This is a genomic window from Catenovulum sediminis (assembly GCF_007289895.1).
Lineage (GTDB): Bacteria > Pseudomonadota > Gammaproteobacteria > Enterobacterales > Alteromonadaceae > Catenovulum > Catenovulum sediminis.
Map to the genome: position 1 here is coordinate 3,343,301 of NZ_CP041660.1, position 22,513 is coordinate 3,365,813.

8 protein-coding genes are annotated in these 22,513 nt (G+C 40.1%); all 8 read left to right on the forward strand.

All coding sequences use genetic code 11. The annotated features are described in order from the left end of the window. The first annotated feature begins 46 nt into the window (after positions 1-46). The 8 genes from FNT16_RS14300 (at position 47) to FNT16_RS14335 (ending at position 22,511) form a co-directional block, all read left to right on the forward strand. Positions 47-538 (forward strand): gluconokinase, encoded by a 492-nt coding sequence (locus tag FNT16_RS14300; protein WP_143872208.1) that lies wholly within the window; start codon positions 47-49, stop codon positions 536-538. Then, positions 538-1,830, forward strand: coding sequence for a nickel-dependent putative hexonate epimerase (locus FNT16_RS14305; RefSeq protein ID WP_143872209.1), 1,293 nt, complete (start codon positions 538-540; stop codon positions 1,828-1,830). The genes FNT16_RS14300 and FNT16_RS14305 overlap by 1 nt, the downstream gene beginning before the upstream one ends. 52 nt (positions 1,831-1,882) lie before the next feature. Next, positions 1,883-2,677, forward strand: a complete 795-nt coding sequence (gene larE, locus FNT16_RS14310) for an ATP-dependent sacrificial sulfur transferase LarE (protein WP_143872210.1) — start codon at positions 1,883-1,885, stop codon at positions 2,675-2,677. A gap of 193 nt (positions 2,678-2,870) precedes the next feature. Beyond that, positions 2,871-4,118 (forward strand): tagaturonate epimerase family protein, encoded by a 1,248-nt coding sequence (locus tag FNT16_RS14315; RefSeq protein WP_143872211.1) that lies wholly within the window; start codon positions 2,871-2,873, stop codon positions 4,116-4,118. A gap of 61 nt (positions 4,119-4,179) precedes the next feature. After that, on the forward strand, positions 4,180-5,649 hold the full coding sequence (gene gnd, locus FNT16_RS14320; RefSeq protein WP_143872212.1) for a decarboxylating NADP(+)-dependent phosphogluconate dehydrogenase: 1,470 nt from the start codon (positions 4,180-4,182) through the stop codon (positions 5,647-5,649). Positions 5,650-5,954: 305 nt separating this feature from the next. Further along, positions 5,955-7,364 carry a hypothetical protein gene (locus FNT16_RS14325; RefSeq protein ID WP_246072235.1) on the forward strand — a complete coding sequence of 470 codons (1,410 nt, stop codon included), beginning with the start codon at positions 5,955-5,957 and terminating at the stop codon, positions 7,362-7,364. Then, positions 7,351-19,500 carry a putative Ig domain-containing protein gene (locus FNT16_RS14330; protein ID WP_143872214.1) on the forward strand — a complete coding sequence of 4,050 codons (12,150 nt, stop codon included), beginning with the start codon at positions 7,351-7,353 and terminating at the stop codon, positions 19,498-19,500. Before FNT16_RS14325 ends, FNT16_RS14330 begins: the two co-directional genes overlap by 14 nt. Continuing rightward, positions 19,497-22,511 (forward strand): FG-GAP-like repeat-containing protein, encoded by a 3,015-nt coding sequence (locus FNT16_RS14335; protein ID WP_143872215.1) that lies wholly within the window; start codon positions 19,497-19,499, stop codon positions 22,509-22,511. Before FNT16_RS14330 ends, FNT16_RS14335 begins: the two co-directional genes overlap by 4 nt. Positions 22,512-22,513 lie beyond the last annotated feature (2 nt).

Consider the following 22,513-nt stretch of genomic DNA (forward strand, 5'->3'; position numbering starts at 1 on the left):
TGTTATTATTGCGCTGGTCTGCGTGATTAATACATCAGGAGAGCAAATGATATATGTAGTGATGGGGGTAAGCGGGTGCGGAAAATCTTCTATTGGCAAACAACTGGCTGAAAAGTTAGGGTTAGATTTTTACGATGCTGATGATTTTCACAGCAAAGCGTCGATAGATAAGATGTCTAAAGGTATTCCACTGACCGACGAAGATCGGCTTCCTTGGTTGAAAGGGTTGGCGAACGAAATGCTAACATGGCAGCAAGATCAGGGGGGTGCTGTTTTGGCGTGTTCTGCGTTAAAAAACATTTATCGAGATTGGCTAGCCAGCGAATTGCCGGAAAAGGTGACCTTTATTTATTTGCAGGGCAGTTATGAACTGATTGCTGAACGTTTGCAAAAACGCGCAAATCATTTTATGAACAGCAGTTTGTTGCAGTCTCAATTTGATACATTAGAAGAGCCGAATGAAAGCCAAGCTGTTATTGTTAATATTGACAACACACCTGAGTATATAGTTGAAATGATTTTGCGGGAGCTCAAATAATGTCTTATCCAATACACGCTGTAGACACAGACAATACCATTAGTGATGACGCGTTAATTAAAATATTGGATGAATTTATCCAACAAAAAGCGGCCACCGCAAAACGCATTTTAATTTTACCACCGGATATTACCCGTTTTTATTCAAAAGCCGGTTTTATTTCAGCGTATCTTTATAAAGCACTTAAAGATCAAGCCGAAATCTACTTTTTGCCGGCCTTGGGTACGCACGACCCAATGTCAGACGATGAAATTGACGCGATGTTTGGTCCAGATATTCCTAAATCATTATTTATTCCGCATCGATGGCGCACAGACGTTAAAAAGTTTGGCGAAATTAGCCCTCAGCGAATGCTTGAATTATCGGAAGGCAAATTAGATTACACAATGGACGTGGCGGCTAATAAAATCTTAGATGAAGGTAATTGGGATCTTATTGTTTCAGTCGGTCAGATAGTGCCGCATGAAGTGATTGGTATGGCAAATTACACCAAAAATATACTGGTTGGTACGGGCGGCTCGGATACCATTCACAAATCTCATTTTTTAGGCGCTGTGTATGGCATGGAGCGCATTATGGGGCAGGTTAATACCCCTGTCAGGCAGGCCTTAAATGAAGGTTTTGATGAATATTTACGACATCTGCCCATTGAATTTATTTTAACCGTATTGGGTAACAAAAATGACAAGCTTGCGTTGCAAGGTGTGTTTTGTGGCAATCAAACAGAGACCTATACGCAAGCATGCAAACTGAGTCAGAAACTAAATTTAAACCTTTTGGAAAAGCCAATTAACAAAGCGGTTGTTTATTTAGAGCCCAGTGAATTTAAAACAACTTGGTTAGGCAACAAAGCCATTTATCGAACACGGATGGCGATGGCTGATGGCGGTGACTTGATTGTATTAGCGCCAGCGTTACATCGGTTTGGTGAGGACATGGAAATTGATCAGCTTATTCGTAAATTTGGCTATAAAACTACAGATGAAACATTAGCGGCGGTTAAACAAAACCCGCAACTGGCTTCTAATTTATCTGCTGCGGCGCATTTAATTCATGGTACAACGGATAATCGCTTTAATGTGACATATTGTCCGGCTGACGGCGTTTCCAAAGAAGAAATAGAATCTGTTAATTATCAGTATTGCCACTATCAAGAAATGATTAAAAAGTATCCCATTGAGACATTGAAAGATGGTTGGAATACCATGCCGGACGGTGAAGAAATTTTCTATGTCAGCAATCCAGCTTTAGGCTTGTGGGCCTATAAAGATAAATTTATTGAAGCGGTTTAAATTGTGTACCGAAATTGCATAGTGGCTGAAGTTCAAAGGTGAGAGGCAGCGCGTGGTATTCGTTGAAGATAAGTTAAAACAGCTCATTGATGTTTTAAATCAATATCCGACTTTAGCCGTCGCGGTCAGTGGGGGTGTTGATAGCATGTTATTGATGTATGTTGCTAACAGTTTTGCTGATAGTGATGTTATTGCCGCGCATGCTTATTCACCCGCTGTGCCTTCTTCTGCATTTAAACTGATACAAAGTTATACGCTAAATTATGGCTGGACATTAAAGCTATTAGATGCGCAAGAATTGAAAGAAGAAAGATACAAAAATAATCCTGTTAACCGTTGCTATTATTGCAAGCGAAATTTGTATCAGCGCATTGCTCATTGTTTTAATCGAACGATTGCCTCAGGTACAAATTTAGATGATTTATCCGATTATCGACCTGGCTTGCAAGCGGCAGAAGAGTATTCTGTTGTTCACCCCTATGTGAAGGCGAATATGACAAAAGGCGATATATATGAACTTGCAGCTTATCTAAATCTACAAGAGCTCAAATGCTTGCCTCCACAACCTTGTTTAGCCAGTCGAATAGAAACAGGTATATCGATTAAACAAACAACTTTAAAGTTTATTGATTTGTTAGAGAGCAAACTGAAAGACATTATGCAAAAAACGGATACAGTCCGTTGTCGAATTACGCAACAAGGCGTAGTGGTAGAGTTAGGCAATATGCCTGATGACACTTTGTTGATGCAAATTATGCAATACGTTAAGCAAGAATGTGAACAACATAATTATGTGTTTTCAGGTGTCAGACCTTATCAAAAAGGATCTGCTTTTAAATCTGCTTAATTTTATCAGCAGGTTAAAAATTAGATATTTAAATTATGGGTAAAATCGACAAGCATGTACCTATTTACTTTTGGGGGTTATCGTTAGTTAAGTTTGGGTACATGACATTAATCTACTATGAATATTTTTGCACTCACACTGCCACCGGTGGCAGTGTGTGGCGGAGATTCAATAATTCTAATGAGGTGATAATATGTTAAAAATTGAAAAGTATACAATTGGCGTGGGTGACAGATTTGGTCATCAGGCAGAGGCTCAGTTACAGGCGATGATTGAGGCAAAAGAAAAGCTTGGTGTTGAAATCTTCCCCGTGTGGAATAAATCAAACAGAGAGCATCAAATAATTGGTACTCAACCGCAAAGCTTGCGTGATGAAGCAGATGCTGCGGTAAAAGCGAAAAATTGGCAGTTACCTTATTTTGTTGATGCTGACCATATTCAACTGGGCAATGTAGACGCGTTTATTGCATGTAGTAACTTTTTTACTTTGGATGTCGCTGAACAAATAGGTTTAGCAGCACCCGATGAAGATATTGAATCTTTTGTCAAAGCACAGGCTAAATACATCGGCCAGCTACAGATCCCGGGCATTGACGAGGTGTTTGATGTCAGTGAAGAGCAGGTACGCTCAATTGCTAAAGAGTTTCTAGGGGCCGTTAAACTGGCAAAACAAATTTACGATAAAATCACAGCAAACAAGAATGGAGAGTTTGTAACTGAGGTTTCAATGGATGAATGTGAAAACCCTCAGACGCCATTGGAATTGTTTTTTATATTAAGTGCAATTGCACAAGAAGGTATCCCAGCTCAAACCATTGCACCTAAATTTACCGGTCGCTTTAACAAAGGTGTTGATTATGTGGGAGATGTTGTACAATTTGACAAAGAGTTTGATCAAGACTTGGCTGTCATAGCGTATGCAATTAGTGAGTTTGGTTTACCTGAAACTTTGAAATTAAGTGTTCATTCGGGTTCTGATAAGTTTTCTATTTATGAATCTATCGGCAAAAATTTGAAAAAACATAATGCAGGCATACACTTAAAAACAGCTGGTACCACTTGGTTAGAAGAGCTTATTGGCTTGGCTGAATCAGAAGGTGAAGGATTGGTTATCGCAAAAGAAGTGTATTCTAATTCTTTAGATAACTATGAAGCTTTATGCGCGCCTTATGCAACCGTTATTGACATTGATCCAGCTAAACTTCCAACAGCAGATACGGTAAATGCTTGGACAGGCCAGCAGTATGCAAACGCATTACGTCATGATTTGAACCACCCTGATTATAACCCGCATTTGCGTCAGTTATTACATGTTGGTTATAAAGTCGCTGCACAAATGGGTGATCGTTATTTACAAGCTTTGAAAGACAATAAAGATATTGTTGGCAAGAATGTAACTGAAAATATTTTTGAGCGTCATATAAGCAGAATATTTGCATAAGACGCTGGTAAGACCTTGGGCCCGCACGCCCAAGGAATATATCAATACATGGGAGAACATAATGAAAGCAAAATCAGATATCGGCCTAGTCGGTTTGGCTGTAATGGGTGAAAACCTGGTGCTTAATATGGCAAGCAAGGGGTTTACCGTTACAGCGTATAACCGTACATACGATAAAGTAGAAAAATTTTTAAATGGCCGAGCTGAAGGAAAATCCATTCGAGGTGCTGATAGTATAGAGTCGCTTGTTGCTTCTTTAGAAAAACCACGCAAAATCATGTTGATGGTAAAAGCGGGACAGCCTGTTGATGATTTTATCGAACAGTTGATTCCCCACCTAGAAAAAGGTGACATTATTATTGATGGTGGTAATACGCATTTTCCAGATTCAAATCGCCGTACTGAATATTTAGCCAGCAAAGGCTTACATTACATTGGCACCGGTGTATCAGGTGGTGAAGAGGGCGCATTAAAAGGTCCTTCAATTATGCCAGGCGGAGCCAAAGAAGCATGGCCATTTGTAAAAGATATATTTCAAGGCATTTCAGCTAAAGTAGCAGACGAGAATGGTGATTTAACCGTTCCTTGTTGTGATTGGGTTGGTGATGCAGGTGCGGGTCACTTTGTGAAAATGGTTCACAACGGCATCGAATATGGTGATATGCAATTGATTTGTGAAGCATATCAGTTAATGAAAACGGTATTGGGTTTATCTGCAGATGAAATTCATCAAGTATTTGCACAATGGAATGAAACGGAACTAGACAGTTATTTAATTGAAATCACCCGAGACATTTTTGCCTATAAAGATGAAAACGGTGAGCCTTTAGTAGAACAAATTTTAGATACAGCTGGACAAAAAGGTACCGGTAAATGGACAGGTGTTGTCGCGTTAGATTTGGGCGTTCCTTTAACCTTAATTGCTGAATCTGTATTTGCACGTTGTATTTCTGCACAAAAAGAAGAGCGTGTTGAAGCTTCTAAAGTTATAGAAGGCCCAGCAATAGAATTTGCGGGCGATAAAAAAGCCTTTATCGAAGACCTTCGTCAAGCATTATTAGCCGCTAAAATGGTTTCTTACGCACAAGGTTATGTATTGATGCGCGAAGCTGCCAAAGAATATGGCTGGGATTTAAATTATGGTGGTATCGCGTTAATGTGGCGTGGTGGTTGTATTATTCGTTCTGCTTTCTTAGGCAAAATCAAAGAAGCATATGGTAATAATCCAGAATTATCTAACTTATTGTTAGACCCTTATTTTAAAGATACGGTTGTATCCGCTCAACCGGGCTGGCGTAAAGTCGTTGGTACTGCAATTGCCAACGGTATTCCGGTACCTTGTTTAAGTGCTGCATTAACTTATTTTGACGGCTACCGCACTGCACGATTGCCTGCCAATTTATTACAAGCGCAGCGTGACTATTTTGGTGCCCACACATATGAGCGTACAGACAAACCGCGTGGTGAGTTTTTCCATACTAACTGGACAGGAAGAGGTGGCGACACATCTTCAAGTACCTACAACGTATAATCAGGCTGAAATAAGTATTAAAGTTTAACTAAAAAATAGCAAAGCCATCGTATTTCTTTTTATTTAATTGAAAATACGGTGGCTTTTTTGTCTATGCTTATTATTGTATTCGTTTTATTTTTTTGAAAAAACGCTATAGTTTTTCAGATTCCTGCCGATGACAGGATACATGTAATTTTGGATAATAATAAATAGTGACTTGGAAACATAGGTATTGTCGTTGGAAGCTTAAAAAAATTATGTTTCCTGTACTATTAAAACTGCTTGTATTGTCGTGTACGGTGTCAGCTGGAGATAATAAATATTTGGCTTATATAAAAGCAGGTATCGGAAAATCTCAGACTCATATTGACAACAGTGCGTTTGCCAATGCTTACCAAGATGTAACCCTTGCTTCCTTGGATGTTGGTAAAACAGGAAACAGTTACGACATATCTTTAGGTTATATATTTCATCCTCGCATGGCTATGGAAATCGGGTATCAGGATCTTGGCCGTCGGGATTTGAAATTCTCAGGATTAACAACTGACTTAAATGCTTTTCATCAGCAAGTAAAACCGGTATATGTCGATACTGGCCGTGGATATCATTTATCAATGGTAGCCAGTTACCCGGTATTTAAAACGGTAGATGTTTCATTGAATGTTGGTGGTTTATTTTGGCAAAATTCTTTTAATATAAGAAACTCTAATCAACAAGTTTTGACCGTAGAAGAAGAGGGCAACAGTGTATTTTACGGTATCGCACTGTCACATCAGATAAAATCGAACCTCGCTTTTTTTATACAAGCCAACCAATATCAATTGAATCGACACACAGTTTCTAATTTATCTCTGGGGTTTAAATATCATTTTTTAACGGGTACAAACACTAGAATTCAACCCAGAAGATCTGAAATTGTATTGATGCCAGTAAATTCGACACCGCAATCCCCCCCTAGATTGGAAGATAGTAAACAAGTAACCGCAGCAGCTGTGCCAAACAATGCTAAAAGTTCTAAGGTACCTGAGGGCTCTAATTTAGCTGAGGGCTCTAATTTGGCTAAGGGCTCTAGGTCAGCCGGTCGCGCTTATTCTAAATCGATAAAATTCAAATTTATTAAAGATGCATATAAGCTCAATCAGGATAAAAAATCACTGTTGTTGCAAATCGCGCAAGCCAGCAAAAAACATCCTCACTCCATCATTCGTATTCAAATATTGCAGTCAAAAGTAGATTCTGAACACCTTCAAAAAAGAGCCGGCTTATGGCGGGCAAATGAAGTTAATCAATATCTTAATTCTAATGGTGTCAAAAACGATAAAATATTTGTGCAATGGGGCAAATCTAATGTTAATCCAGAAAACCACGCGCTTTTAGTTCAGGTTGATAGTTTAGAAGCTAAATTTCTTTCCAACAATATGCATCAGGTTAGGTTTAAGTCTTATTCAGACTGGTTATCATCAATAAATAAGTCTGCTATTTCTGAATTTGTTCGCCAAAAAAACTTTGACACCATCATTTTAGAATCAGTAATAAAAAATCGTGGTTCTTATATTGGTGCGATAGAACTCGCGTCTAGTCGAGCTAAAAATATTGCGGATTATATTCAACAACTTTATCCAACCATGGAAGTGAGTTTTAACTTTCGAGTACTGGAGTCTGATTACCCTGGAAAATCAGATTTTCTAAACGTTAAACTATTCTCTAAGAAGATGATTAATGAAGATAAATAATTTACCTATGTACTTTTTACTTAGAGCAATAGTCGGGATTTATATTTATCTTCAGACAATATGTGTTCAGGCTGCGTCAGCAGGATTGCCGGTAACCGAAGACTTTACAAATTTAGATTTGTTAGATCCAGATAAAACCAGTTTAGAATGGTCTAGTGCGTCATCGCAGCTGACCTTACCTGTAGTAGATCCTTCTTTTTTAAATTTGACGGCTATTTTAGCGGATGGTGAATCAATCGGCTCAGAAAACGATTGGACGCCCGGTGTGGCTTACGGTGATATAGATAATGATGGGGATATTGATTTAATTTATGCCAATAGGGGGCAAGCTAATCAGCTGTATTTAAATGATGGTGACGGCGGTTTTAGTTCAACCGCGATAAGTGTGGCAGAGGAGAGTGTGAATAGTCAATCCATCGTATTAGCTGATTTTGATGGTGATGGTTATTTAGATTTGGCGGTTGGCAACTATGAAGAACCGAACAAAATACATTTAAACGATGGCAACGGAAATTTTGATTCTTTTGGTACAACATTAGGCCCTCACTCCCCTCCTTTTGTCTATGGCAACTATGCAACGACACAAATTGTTACTGCTGATATAGATAATGACGGTGATATAGATATATTGACTGCAAACAATGGGTTGCAGGGTAATTACGGTGAGCCAAACCGAATATTTTTTAATGATGGAACAGGGCAATTTTCGGCAGGTACAAACATTTCAAGTGATATGCAGAACTCGTTTGGTTTGTTATTGGCAGACTTAGACAATGATGGCGATCTGGATGTTGTTGTTGCTAATTTGTCATTAAATGGCGCAGACAAAATTTATTTTAATGACGGTTCAGGTAATTTTCCGACCTCATATACACTGAGCGCAGAAACCAATGATACTTACGCATACGTAGCAGGCGATATCGACAACGATGGTGATCTTGATTTAATCAATGCGCGGCAAGGCACAAATAATATTTATCTGAATGACGGTACCGGTAATTTTTCGCTGTTGGGGAGTGTTTCTGCAGATTCATTATCAACACGTGCTCTAGCGCTCGCAGATATTAACAATAATGGCATTCTAGATCTTGCCGTTGCGAATTATCAGCATTCATTGCAATATTTTATGGGCGATGGCGCAGGTAACTTTTTATTAGATAGTGATATTGGTTCTGACGCGTACGCAACGATGGACGTTGCATTACTTGATATTGATAACGATGGTGATAAAGACGTTGTTACCGCCAATACATCTGGTAATCCTAACCGACTCTATCGTAATTCTGTTGCTGGTGGTTGGCCAAAAACGGGTGTTGATATTACAGGTACGGAGAATTTAAACACGATCGTTATCGGCGATGTCAATTCAGATTTTTCTCCGGATATTATTGTCGCTAAATCAGGAGAGGGTATTTATCTTCATTTGAATGATGGCTTGGGGAAAATGCTAAGTGGTGTATTGCTCGGTACAAATGTCCCTAATTCCATGACACTGGCGGATATCAATCATGATGGTTTTAAAGATTTGGTTTGCGCTAATGAAGCTGCAGCAAATACGTATTATTTAAATGATCAAACAGGCGGTTTTCTCGCGCCTGTCAGTTTTGCAAGTGAAGCTGGAAACACGGTAGAAATTTTAGTCACGGATGTTAATTTAGATGGCTTAAATGACATTGTTGCTATCGAAAATTCAGCTAGTGATCTGTTGTATCTTAATGAAGGAAACGGCGTATTTTCTGCTTCACAAATATTCAGTAATCAAACAGATGACACTGAGACTGCATTATTAGCGGATTTAGATGGTGACGGTTTGAAAGACTTGGTTGTCGTTAATGATACGGTTACCAGCAAAATTTATTTTAATTCGTCTTTGGGTAATTTTATCGAACCGGGTGTTGAATTTACAACGGCAGGGTTAGATGTAAATTCGGCTGATTATGGTGACCTTGATGGTGACAATGATGTCGATTTGATTTTCTCATTGCAAAATGGGGAAATTCAAATTTACTTAAATGATGGTTTTGGTGTCTTATCCTTGCAAGGAACAAGCTATGGAGCCGGTACCGGTCAAACATATACCAGCAAATTATTGGATTTAGATAATGATGGCGATTTGGATTTGGTGTGCGGCAAGGCATTGCAAAACCTTGTTTTTTACAATGATGGTTCGGCTAATTTCTCAATAGCTGAAGTATTAGATTGGCAATCGACACAAACTTCTGTACTTGACTTTGCAGACTTTGATGCAAACGGCAGCTTGGATTTGCTTTTTAGCTACGGTGGACTGTCAAGCCAGATTCTTTTTAATAAACATCCCGGTCACTTTTCGCAATCTTCATCGGTCATTTCTGCAAATACAGACAATTCTCGGGATGCTCGGGTTGCAGATTTTAATCAAGATGGATGGCCAGATTTACTTATTGCAAATGACGAACAAGCAGTAAAAATTTACCTTAATGATGGTATTGGTCAACTTTTAGCTACGGCTACTGAAATAGGTGGTAGTAGTAGTGAAAAGATCCAAGAAGTACGTGTTGCAGACATGGATAATGATGGCGATCCAGATATAGTCACGGCTACTTATAATCAAACGAATAAAATCTATTTAAACAACGGTGATGCTACTTTTGCGGTTAGTACGATTGGTAATGAAGTTGATGTTTCCTGGAGTGTCGATATAGCCGATTTTAATCGTGATGGTTATATGGATGTGGTAGTGGGCACTGATTCAGGTATAGCCCAAAAAATTTATTTAAATAACGGTGACGGTAGCTTCCCTACAACAGGTACTAATTTAAGCGCTGATACTTCTGGCGCGACAGTTGCTGCCAGTGATGTAAATAATGATGGAAATGTCGATGTTGTCGTTGCTGCAACTCAACCCTTGTTGTACTTAGGTTATGGTGACGGGACTTTCGGCGCAGCAACAACGGTTGCACAAAATAATAGTGCTGCAACCATTGTTTCTCTGGCAGATTTAAACCAAGATTCTTATCCAGATATGGTTGTAGCATACGGATTTTCAGGAAGTTTGATAAATAAGCTGTATTTGAATAATGGTTCGGGTGGTTTTGCTGCCACGGGCACTGATTTTGGAGCTTTTGCTGAGAGCACCAGAGATATTGATTTTGTAGATGTTGATCAGGATGGCGATTTGGATGTTATTTTTGCCAATGAAAATGCACCTAATCGCATACATTTTAATGATGGTAGCGGTTCTTTTGATAGTGGAGTTGCACTCGATACTAATTCTTACGCAACATGGGCAATTGAAGTAGCAGATATTGATTTTAATGGTGTCTCGGAATTAATTGAAGCAAATTTACTTGAAGAAAGTCGCCTGCGCCGTATAGAGAAATTTTTACCTACACAAAATCAAGCAACATCGATAAAGTTAAATTCAGCTATTACTGATATCCCCAGAGCAGAATTGACCGCCTTGTCTACACTGAGCGCTCACTCAGAAATTACGTATTTGTTGTCAAATAACGGTGGTTTAAATTGGTATCCGATTCAGCAGGCTGAGGGTTTTTCTTTTCCAAATGGCAGTGGTTCTGATTTACGTTGGCGACTTGAAATAGATAGCAGAAGTACGGCGTTTTCACCTAGTGTTTCTCAGCTACTCGTCGATTTTTCCAATAGTTTGCCTGTTGTAACCAGTTCACCTGAGTTGATAGCCCATGAAGGTGCAAGTTACAGTTATACTCTAACTGCTAGCGATGTGGATACAAATGATACTTTAACTTTCTCTGCCGTTACCTTGCCAACGTGGTTAAGTTTTGACGCGGCAGCAGGGGTGTTATCCGGCACACCTAGTTTTTCCAGTTATTGGGAGGATAATACTGTTGAATTATCTGTAGCCGATGGGACGGATGTGGTTTCTCATCGATTTTATGTTGATGTTAATGTAAAACCTGAAATAACCAGTATTTATTTTGATTTTGCATTTGAAGATTTAACATATAGTTATACGATGTCCGCGACAGATAGTAATAATGACACGCTTACCTATTCTGCGATTACTATCCCATCTTGGTTGACTTTTGATGCCGTGAGTCGCACTTTATCAGGTACGCCTAGTAATGATGAAGTCGGTACACACAATATTAATTTACGTGTCAGTGATGGCACTTTATATACAGAACAGGCCTTTACTCTAACAATTTCGAACGTCAATGATGCGCCAGTAATTACCAGTACGGAAATCACCTCCGGCTTAGAAGATGTTTTATATAGTTATACGCTGACAGCAAGTGATGTCGATGCCGGCGATACTTTAAATTATTCAGCAACCACTTTGCCGAGTTGGTTAACCTTTAATACCAGCACTCAAATCTTATCCGGCACACCGACAAATGATGATATTGGCAGTCATTCAGTTGTCCTTTCGGTAACGGATGGCAATGAAACGGTTAATCAAAGCTTTACGATTGTCGTGGATAACGTCAATGATGCGCCAGTAATCACCAGCACAGAAATCACCTCTGGCTTAGAAGATGTTTTATATAGCTATACTTTCACGGCAAGTGATGTCGATGCCGGCGATACTTTAAGTTATTCAGCAACCAGTTTGCCGAGTTGGTTAACATTTGATACCGGTACTCAAGTTTTATCCGGTACACCAACAAATGATAATATTGGCAGTCATTCAGTTGTCCTTTCGGTAACCGACGGCAACGAAACGGTTAATCAAAGCTTTACGATTGTCGTGGATAACGTTAATGATGCGCCAGTAATTACCAGCACAGAAATCACATCTGGTTTAGAAGATGTTTTATATAGTTATACTCTGACAGCAAATGATGTCGATGCAGGGGATACTTTAAGTTATTCAGCAACCACTTTACCGAGTTGGTTAACCTTTAATACCAGCACTCAAATCTTATCCGGCACACCGACAAATGATAATATTGGCAGTCATTCGGTTGTCCTTTCGGTAACCGATGGTAATGAAACTATTAGCCAAAGTTTTGCGATTGTCGTGGATAACGTTAATGATGCACCAGTGATCACCAGCACAGAAATCACCTCCAGTTTAGAAGATGTTTTATATAGTTATACTTTAACGGCAAGTGATGTCGATGCAGGGGATACTTTAGTTTATTCAGCAACCACTCTGCCGAGTTGGTTAACTTTCGATACTGGCACTCAAATCTTATCCGGCACACCAACGAATGATGATATTGGCAGTCACTCAGTTGTCCTTTCGGTAACAGATGGCACTGAAACGGTCAGCCAAAGTTTTGCGATAGTGGTCGACAACGTCAATGATGCACCGGTGATCACCAGTACGGAAATCACCTCTGGTTTAGAAGATGTTTTATATAGCTATACTTTCACCGCAAGTGATGTCGATGCCGGCGATACACTAAGTTATTCAGCAACCAGTTTGCCGAGTTGGTTAACATTTGATACGGGTATACAAGTTTTATCCGGCACTCCGACGAATGATGATATTGGCAGTCATTCGGTTGTCTTGGCCGTAACGGACGGCAATGAAACGGTTAATCAAAGCTTTACGATTGTCGTGGATAATGTTAATGATGCGCCAATAATCACCAGCACAGAAATCACCTCTGGCTTAGAAGATGTTTTATATAGCTACACTTTCACCGCAAATGATGTCGATGCAGGGGATACCTTAAGTTATTCTGCAACCACTTTGCCGAGTTGGTTAACATTTGATACGGGTATACAAGTTTTATCCGGCACACCGACAAATGATGACATTGGCAGTCACTCAGTTGTTTTGGCCGTAACAGATGGCAACGAAACGGTTAATCAAAGCTTTACGATTGTCGTGGATAACGTTAATGATGCGCCAGTAATTACCAGCACAGAAATCACATCTGGTTTAGAAGATGTTTTATATAGTTATACTCTGACAGCAAATGATGTCGATGCAGGGGATACTTTAGTTTATTCAGCAACCACTTTGCCGAGTTGGTTAACATTCGATACGGGTACACAAGTTTTATCCGGCACACCAACGAATGATGATATTGGCAGTCATTCGGTTGTCTTGGCCGTAACGGACGGCAACGAAACGGTCAGCCAAAGTTTTGCTATTCAAGTGGATAACGTGAATGATGCGCCGGTGATCACCAGCACAGAAATCACCTCCGGCTTAGAAGATGTTTTATATAGTTACAGTTTTACCGCAAGTGATGTCGATGCAGGGGATACTTTAGTTTATTCAGCAACCACTTTGCCGAGTTGGTTAACATTTGATACGGGCACTCAAATCTTATCTGGCACACCGACGAATGATAATATTGGCAGTCATTCGGTTGTCCTTTCGGTAACGGATGGTAATGAAACGGTTAATCAAAGCTTTACGATTGTCGTGGATAACGTGAATGATGCGCCAGTAATTACCAGTACGGAAATCACCTCTGGCTTAGAAGATGTTTTATATAGCTATACTTTAACCGCAAGTGATGTTGATGTAGGGGATACTTTAGTTTATTCAGCAACCACTTTGCCGAGTTGGTTAACTTTTAATACCGGTACACAAGTTTTATCTGGTACACCAACGAATGATGATATTGGTAATCATTCAGTTGTCCTTTCGGTAACGGACGGCAATGAAACGGTTAATCAAAGCTTTACGATTGTCGTGGATAATGTCAATGATGCGCCAGTAATCACCAGCACAGAAATCACTTCTGGCTTAGAAGATGTTTTATATAGTTATACTCTGACAGCAAATGATGTCGATGCCGGCGATACTTTAGGTTATTCAGCAACCACTCTGCCGAGTTGGTTAACTTTCGATACTGGCACTCAAATCTTATCCGGCACACCAACAAATGATGATATTGGCAGTCATTCAGTTGTCCTTTCGGTAACGGACGGCAATGAAACGGTTAATCAAAGCTTTACGATTGTCGTGGATAACGTGAATGATGCGCCAGTAATTACCAGTACGGAAATCACCTCTGGCTTAGAAGATGTTTTATATAGCTATACTTTAACCGCAAGTGATGTTGATGTAGGGGATACTTTAGTTTATTCAGCAACCACTTTGCCGAGTTGGTTAACTTTTAATACCGGTACACAAGTTTTATCTGGTACACCAACGAATGATGATATTGGTAATCATTCAGTTGTCCTTTCGGTAACGGACGGCAATGAAACGGTTAATCAAAGCTTTACGATTGTCGTGGATAACGTCAATGATGCACCGGTGATCACCAGTACGGAAATCATCTCTGGCTTAGAAGATGTTTTATATAGCTACAGTTTTACCGCAAGTGATGTCGATGTAGGGGATACCTTAAGTTATTCTACAACCACTTTGCCGAGTTGGTTAACCTTTAATACCGGTACACAAGTTTTATCTGGTACACCAACGAATGATGATATTGGCAGTCATTCAGTTGTCCTTTCGGTAACAGATGGCACTGAAACGGTCAGCCAAAGTTTTGCGATAGTGGTCGACAACGTTAATGATGCACCGGTGATCACCAGCACAGAAATCACCTCCGGCTTAGAAGATGTTTTATATAGCTACAGTTTTACCGCGAATGATGTCGATGCCGGCGATACCTTAAGCTATGCAGCAACTACTTTACCGAGTTGGTTAACATTTGATACGGGTACACAAGTGCTCTCCGGTACACCGACAAATGATGACATTGGCAGTCACTCAGTTGTTTTGGCGGTAACAGATGGCACTGAAACGGTCAGTCAAAGTTTTACGATTGTCGTGGATAACGTGAATGATGCGCCGGTGATCACCAGCACAGAAATCACCTCCGGCTTAGAAGATGTTTTATATAGCTACAGTTTCACCGCGAATGATGTCGATGCCGGCGATACCTTAAGCTATGCAGCAACTACTTTGCCGAGTTGGTTAACATTTGATACCGGTACTCAAATTTTATCCGGTACACCGACGAATGATGACATTGGCAGTCACTCAGTGGTCCTTTCGGTAACAGATGGCACTGAAACGGTCAGCCAAAGTTTTGCGATAGTGGTCGACAACGTTAATGATGCACCGGTGATCACCAGCACAGAAATCACCTCCGGCTTAGAAGATGTTTTATATAGCTACAGTTTTACCGCGAATGATGTCGATGCCGGCGATACCTTAAGCTATGCAGCAACTACTTTACCGAGTTGGTTAACATTTGATACGGGTACACAAGTGCTCTCCGGTACACCGACAAATGATGACATTGGCAGTCACTCAGTTGTTTTGGCGGTAACCGATGGTAATGAAACGGTCAGTCAAAGTTTTACGATTGTCGTGGATAACGTGAATGATGCGCCGGTGATCACCAGTACGGAAATCACCTCTGGCTTAGAAGATGTTTTATATAGCTACACTTTAACCGCAAGTGATGTCGATGCCGGCGATACTTTAGGTTATTCAGCAACTACTTTGCCGAGTTGGTTAACATTTGATACCGGTACTCAAATTTTATCCGGTACACCGACGAATGATAATATTGGCAGTCACTCAGTGGTCCTTTCGGTAACGGACGGCAATGAAACGGTTAATCAAAGCTTTACGGTTGTCGTGGATAACGTTAATGATGCGCCAGTAATTACCAGCACAGAAATCATCTCCGGCTTAGAAGATGTTTTATATAGCTATACTTTCACCGCAAGTGATGTCGATGCCGGCGATACTTTAAATTATTCAGCAACCACCTTACCGAGTTGGTTAACCTTTAATACCGGCACTCAAATCTTATCTGGTACACCGACAAATGATAATATTGGCAGTCATTCGGTTGTCCTTTTGGTGACCGATGGCAACGAAGCTGTTAATCAAAGCTTTACGATTGTCGTGGATAACGTCAATGATGCGCCAGTAATTACCAGTACGGAAATCACCTCCGGCTTAGAAGATGTTTTATATAGTTATACCTTCACCGCAAATGATGTCGATGCAGGGGATACTTTAAGTTATTCTGCACAGGCAATCCCTACATGGTTAACCTTTAATACTGGCACTCAAATCTTATCCGGTACACCAACAAATGATGATATTGGCAGTCATTCGGTTGTCCTTTTGGTAACGGATGGTAATGAAACGGTTAATCAAAGCTTTACGATTGTCGTGGATAATGTCAATGATGCGCCAGTAATTACCAGCACAGAAATCACCTCTGGCTTAGAAGATGTTTTATATAGCTATACTTTCACCGCAAGTGATGTCGATACCGGCGATACTTTAAGTTATTCAGCAACCAGTTTGCCGAGTTGGTTAACCTTTAATACCAGCACTCAAATCTTATCCGGTACACCGACGAATGATAATATTGGCAGTCATTCGGTTGTTTTGGCCGTAACCGATGGTAATGAAATCATTAGCCAGCAATTTGAAATTACTGTTCTTGATTTGAATGCGCCGCAGGTGGTTGAACTATTGCCTGCAAATAATGAAGCCTTTATGCCAACTAGTGGACTGGTTTTTGACGTTATATTCAATGAACCCGTTCAAGTAGCCTCACCCGCAGAAATTGCGATTGGTATAGTTGATATTGAAACTGCAGAAGTTATCGAAAACCTAGCGCCAGATGCAATTAATATTACTGAATCACAGTTAACTCTTGCTTTGCAATCAACATTGCTACCCAATACTCAATATCAAATTGTTTTTTCAGAGGGTCTATTAACAGACTTATCAAACAACCCATTTGACAGTGCATCAATTGAATGGAAGTTTTCAACGGTTAATAACCTGACTTTGGCAAATGATGATAACGCTGAAACAATAGAAGATAACGCAGTGCAAATTAATGTACTGGCAAACGATACAGATAGCGACGGGCTTATTGTTGCGTCCAGTACTACTGTTATCGAACAACCACAGCACGGTTCAGTGAGTGTCAATACCGCCAACGGCGTATTAACTTATATCCCAGTGTTAAACTTTAATGGAACAGATAGTTTTGTGTATCAGGTTTCTGATACACAAGGTGAAGGTTCGAATCCGGCTATCGTAACAATAAATGTATTGCCTGCAAATGATTCACCTATACTCACCGCTGACCAAATAAGCATAAATGAAGATGCTGAAACGCTTATAGATGTACTTGCAAATGATTATGATATTGACGAAGGCGATGAAATCAACGCAGAAACACTAGATATTGTTAATCCGGCTCAACAAGGCACAGTCAGTATTCAAAGCGGAGAAATTCACTACATACCTTTGGAAAACTATGTCGGAACGGATGTTTTTAGCTACCACGTTGCCGACCAGCAAGGGGATTATGGTAATCCGGTCAGCGTTATCATAAATGTTCAAGGCTTAAATGATGCGCCAACAGCGGTAGATGATGAAGCCACAACACTTGAAGATCAAAGTGTTGTTATACAGCTGATCGTTAACGATAGTGATATTGAAGATAGTGAATTATCACCTTTCAATATTTCGATATTCGCTAAACCCGCATTTGGTTCAGTCTCTCAAACGCCGGATGGACTGTGGAGTTATACACCAAATGCAAATTTCAACGGTCGTGATCATTTCCAATACATACTGACAGACAGCGAAGGGGCAAGCTCATCATCTGCTACAGTAAATATTGAAGTACAGGCGGTAGCCGACGCGCCGGTAACTCTTCCAGACCAAGTGCTATTATTGGAAGATGCCATTCAAGCAATTAATGTTTTGGGTAACGACAGCGATCTCGAAAATGACATCGACGTGAATAGCATTGAGATCATAGAAAACAGCGAGTTTGGTCAACTTGAAACCACCGATTCAGGTATGGTGATTTATAGACCAAGACAAAATTATTTTGGTTCTGACAGTTTTACCTACCAAGTTTCTGATAGTACGGGTCTAACCTCAAATATCAGCTTAGTCAGTATCAGCGTCACCTCTGTCAATGATATACCTGTTGCCAATGCAGATAGTTATCAAACGAATGAAGATACGGTTATCGAACTCGATATTTTATCGAATGACCAAGATATTGATGGTACATTGGACGAAGGCAGTATTGTCCTTGCCTCAGAACCTGGCAAAGGAACACTGGAAATTCAATCTAATGGTATAGTCATTTACCGTCCTACCGAAAATGAAAACGGTGCTGACAGTTTTAGTTATCAAGTAGCAGATAATCAAGGCGCATTGTCCGACGAAACTGTGGTATCAATCCAGATAGTTGCGGTAAATGATTTACCAAAAATTGAATCACAGCCAGTTGAATCGGTATTTGAAGATGAACTGTATCAATATGAAATTGAATTATCCGATATTGAAAATAGCGAATTGCAACTATCCGCTAATGTACCGGACTGGCTGACGTTAGAAAAAATCAGTGAAGTAGCGTACGTATTGCAAGGCACCCCAACGGAAGCGTTAGCGGGTATTCATGCGGTTGAATTGATAGTAACGGATGATGACAATGGGGTTATTAGTCAATCATATTCAATAGATGTGATCAGCGTTAATGATGCGCCTGTCATCAATCAAGGAGAATCATTATTGCTGTCGACTATTGAAGATCAAAATATTTCCAGAAAGTTATCAGCAACCGATACCGATAGTCAGACGTTTAGCTGGAGAATCGTAAATGCACCCAGTTTCGGGATCGCGACCGTAACTCAAGGGTTAGTCAATTATCAACCATTAGCAAATAGTGAGGCGTCAGATAGTTTTGTTGTGGAATTGTCGGATGGTGAGTTGACTGATGTTATCACCGTTGAAGTAGACGTTATTGCGCAAAATGACGCACCTCAGATTATTACAGAAAGTGGTACTAGCCCAGCCGTTACAACCATTGAAATTAATGAAGATCAAAGTGTTAAGTATCCTTTAAGGGCATTCGACCCAGATAATACAGAGCTTGTTTGGTCAATCGATGGCTTAAATAGTGCAGCATTGGTTTCCATCGAAAATGGCATTCTGGATTATCAGCCTGTGGCCAACTTTTTTGGCCAAGATCGAATTTTAGTGACACTGAGTGATGGACTTCTAACGGATAGTTTATTATTTAATATTAATGTTATCAGCGTTAACGACGCACCCGTAATCGAGTTGGAAGAACCTATTCGTCTAACCGGAGTAGAAGACCAGAAAACAAGTATGGTACTGAGCGCAACGGATAACGATCTGGATACCTTATCCTGGACGGTTTCAACTCCCCCGATTTTGGCGATGTGAGTTTAATAAATGGCGAACTCAGTTATACACCACATCAAAACTATGTGGGCAATGACTTCTTTACGCTGCAAGTGTCTGATGGTGCGTTAACTGACCGTGTTGAAATATCGGTTATCATAGAAGCTGTAAACGATGCGCCAGTTACTACAAATGATTTTTATGAAGTGACAGAAGGCGCTCTGTTATCCGTTGATGACAGCAAAAGCATACTGGTTAATGATTTTGACGTTGATGATACAACTGCCAATCTGACTATTGAGCTTGTGACTCAACCGAGCAGAGCAAGCGTATTTTCAATGTTGGCGGATGGTCGTTTCGAATATCAGCATGATGGCTCTGAATTTCTCAATGATAGTTTTAGTTACCGTCTATCAGATGGGCAAGTTGAATCTAATGTCTCTCAAGTTGATATACAAATTAATCCAATAAATGATGCGCCCATATTTATCTCAGCATTGGAGCTCGATGCGATAGAGCAGGGTTCAGTATTTGAATATTTTGTTGGTGTATCCGACCCGGATAGCGTAGATCTTCAATTAGAATACCAAGGGCCGGATTGGCTTAGTTTGGATGGTTTTAATATTAATGGATTAGTGCCAAGTGATATCAGTGGGGATATTTCGTTCACCGTAAATGTTCGTGATAATGAAGGTGCAACTGCACAGCAGCAATCAACATTTGAAGTATTGCAAAGAGAAACCGCAGAGGTACATCTAGCTGCAAATTGGTCTAACGCACCGGCATTTGTTGCACAAGAAGCGACACTCAACCTACGCCTGCAATCATTTTCTGATACCTCAGTTTCTGGCACTTTATTGCTAGAATTTAGTGAAGGCACACAAATTGTTTCAGCTCAAAATTGTAGCGAAAATGCCCTTAATTTGAGTTGCGAACTTATCATTCCAAGCAATGAGACTGTTGAGGTGAATGTGGTCATTACAGCAGAGCAAGTACAAGATACTTTGGTATCTGCTGAATTGATTGATATCAATGACAATCGTCTGGCAAATGTTAATTCAGATATTAGTTTTATTCGTCAGGCGGTTACTCAAGGTAATGCAAGTTTTGACATCAGTAATGCAACGGCTTTAACGACCGCTGATTTGCATGAGCGGCAAGGTATTGAAATTATCGCCGGTACTGAACAAGGGGATACGGTTAAAATATTAAGATTAGACGGCGAAGCGGGACAGAGTGAGTTGTTGGCGAGCCTCAACAACACAGGGCAAACTGAAACGATTATCGCAAATGACTTTAATTTAGATGGGCGAACTGATGTGCTTGTCATCAATAGTCAGGGACAGGTGTCTGATGTGTATTATGCGACCCGTGAAGGTTTGTTTGAAAGCTCAACACAAACGATTGCGTTAAATTTTGGTAAAAAGGCATTTATTCAAGATTTTAATCAGGATGGTTATCCAGACTTGGTCATGTCCGGACAGGGTTATAATTTAAGTGTCTATATCAATGTAGACGGTTATTTTAGTGAAGCGCCTGATGTTTACACTGCGAATCATCCGATTACCAGTATTGCGAACTTGATTGCCGACAATAAGATTGCTGTGGCAACAGGCCAGAGTTTACAAATATTGTTTTATCAAATACAACAAACAATCAGTGCCCGACCAACGCTGGATGGCTCACTGGCCGCCAAAATTAGCAAAGCGAGTTTTGTTCCTGCAAGTGAACCATTAGAAATTGTCGGGATAACGGATATTGCGGTAGCTGATTTAGACGGTGACAATAGTCAAGAAATTGTGGTGACGGCCAGATCAACAACCACAAGCACGGTAAATAATGATGGCAAAGCAAAACGTTCAGTCAGTGTCGTTTCCACCACAGCCAATAAACTGGAGACAGTCGGGCGTTTTGGTAGTGCCTCAAGTAATAAAGTACAAATAGCCGATTTTGACGGCGACAACAAACCAGACTTAATGATTGGTAACGACACTGGCGTTGTTCAAATTTATAAAAACAAAGGTCAGTTAAATCAGTTTGAGTTACAAGAGTCTGTGATTGTCTCTAATTCCTCCGTAATTGCGCCTGTCGACCTCAACGGAGACGGCCTTGCTGATATTGTTAGTTACGATAAAACGCAAGGAAAAATGGCTTTGTTTACGAGCAACTCAAATGGCAATTTAGGCCAGCAAGCCGATTTGGTGTTGAAAGCGCAAACACAGTTGATGGTCCTTGAAGAAAATACAAATCATCAAGTTTTATATAAATTACTTATAGAAAATAGTGCACAAGTAGATAGTTTGGAAAATAAAGTAACGATCAATGTGCCTGATGATATCGACGTCAAATCAATGCCTGTTTACTGTGTAAACGAAACAACAAAGGTCATCGTCTGTTCTATTGGTACCGTTTTAGCGGGTAGTGAAATCACCATCCCACTCGTTTTATCAGGAAATTTACTCAATTCGAAAATTAATGCTTCACATAAAGCATCTCTTGCCGATACAAACACTGGCAACAACTTTGTTGAAAGTGAGTTTTCAAAATATGGTGGTAACTTGTCAGTTAGTGCGGTAGCTGAGATTGTGAATAACAATGAGAAGATATTTAGCTATTCGGCGATCGTTAAAAATAATAGCGCTTTAAGTACGACGAATAATCAAATCACAGTAAGCTTCCCTGAAGGCTTAGGATATTTAGATGTTCCACAGAACTGTATACGCCAAGTGTCTACCAGTTTAGTGGTTTTTGTCTGCGATTTAGGTACGTTAGCCAATGGCGTGAAAGCGACGACTCGCTTTAGATTACAAAAATATGCCGGTGTTGCGATGCAATCCGATTTAATATCGGTCGCTGCTAAAGCGGACATAATGGATGTTGATACAAATGACAATCAGGCACAAACAAGCATTGATAGTTTATTTACCGCTTCCGGTCGCAGTGAAAGTAGTGGTGGTTCGATTCATTACTTATTGCTTATATTGATATTGTTAATTAGTTTGCAGTACCAATTCAGGAAATACCAAATTAGAAAACGAAAGACCGTTATATGACG

Coding starts and splice junctions, on each gene's coding strand:
- FNT16_RS14300 (WP_143872208.1), top strand. CDS start 47: ATGATATATGTAGTGATGGGGGTAAGCGGGTGCGGAAAATCTTCTATT.
- FNT16_RS14305 (WP_143872209.1), top strand. CDS start 538: ATGTCTTATCCAATACACGCTGTAGACACAGACAATACCATTAGTGAT.
- FNT16_RS14315 (WP_143872211.1), top strand. CDS start 2,871: ATGTTAAAAATTGAAAAGTATACAATTGGCGTGGGTGACAGATTTGGT.
- gnd (WP_143872212.1), top strand. CDS start 4,180: ATGAAAGCAAAATCAGATATCGGCCTAGTCGGTTTGGCTGTAATGGGT.
- FNT16_RS14330 (WP_143872214.1), top strand. CDS start 7,351: ATGAAGATAAATAATTTACCTATGTACTTTTTACTTAGAGCAATAGTC.